1 protein-coding gene is annotated in these 1,044 nt (G+C 71.0%); it reads left to right on the top strand.

The window, feature by feature from the left end; all coding sequences use genetic code 11:
• On the top strand, window positions 1-892 hold an 892-nt coding region (locus BW39_RS03430; protein WP_043819801.1), incomplete at its 5' end, for a c-type cytochrome.
• Between the last annotated feature and the right edge of the window lie 152 nt (window positions 893-1,044).

Here is a 1,044-nt window from a genome sequence, read left to right as displayed (position 1 = left end):
GCCCAACACCAAGCCCGCCCTGCCCTTCCCCTTCAACCTGCGCGTGCTGATGTTCGGCTGGAAGACGCTGTTCCTGTCCAGCGCGCCCCTGCCCGTGGGCTCGCAGGGCCAGAGCCCGGCCTGGCTGCGCGGGCAGTACCTGGGCAATGTCATGGGCCACTGCGCCGAATGCCACACGCCGCGCGGCATGTTCGGCCAGATGCAGAAAGACCGCTGGCTGCAGGGCGGCACGCTGTCGCTGTTCACGGCCCCCGGCATCACCGCCGAAGCCCTGGCCGCACGCGGCTGGACGCGCGAGGGCATGGCCCAGTTCCTGCAGACGGGCTTCTCGGCCCACGGCAGCGCCTTCGATGAAATGCACGAGGTCATCGCCAACAGCACCCGGTACCTCACGGCCGAGGACATGACGGCGCTGTCCACCTTCCTGCTGGGCGACAACCCGCCAGCGCCCCAGCCCCTGCCGGCCGCCGCGCCCCCGGATTCCGGCACCGGCAACAGCGCGGGCAATGGCGCCGGCAACGGTGCGGGCACGCTGGACGCGGCCCGGGGCCACTACATGGCGCTGTGCGCCAGCTGCCACGGCAGCGAGGGCCTGGGCCGCAGCCTCACCATGCCCCCGCTCAAGGGCAACAGCACCGTGCGCCAGGCCGACGCCCGCAACCTGGTGCTGGCCATCCTCGTCGGCCTGCCCAAGCACCCGGCCACCCAGCAGGGCCCCACGCCCCTGCCCGGCATGCCCGGCTTCATGCAGGAGCTGACCGATGGAGAAGTCGCCGCCCTGGCCAACTACACCCGCACGGCCCTGGGCGGCCAGCCTGCCGATGTGACCGCCGCCCAGGTGGCCGACCTGCGCAGCGCAGCCGGAAAGTCAGGGCACAAGGCTGCGCCGTGAAACACCGGCTGTTCTACGGAGCCCAACCCGTATGCCCGCGCCTGCGGCGTGGCGGTTGCGGGGTTGCAAGCCTGCCGAAGGACAGGCTTGCTTCGTCATCTGACTCGCCGTGATGTCTGAACGTAGCGCACAGCGCGAAGTGAGTTTCACGG

The sequence above is a fragment of the Delftia sp. RIT313 genome (assembly GCF_000632165.1).
Taxonomy (GTDB): Bacteria; Pseudomonadota; Gammaproteobacteria; order Burkholderiales; family Burkholderiaceae_C; genus Comamonas; species Comamonas acidovorans.
The sequence above is the reverse complement of the archived record's forward strand: the minus strand, read 5'-3'. Positions and strand labels throughout refer to the sequence as shown.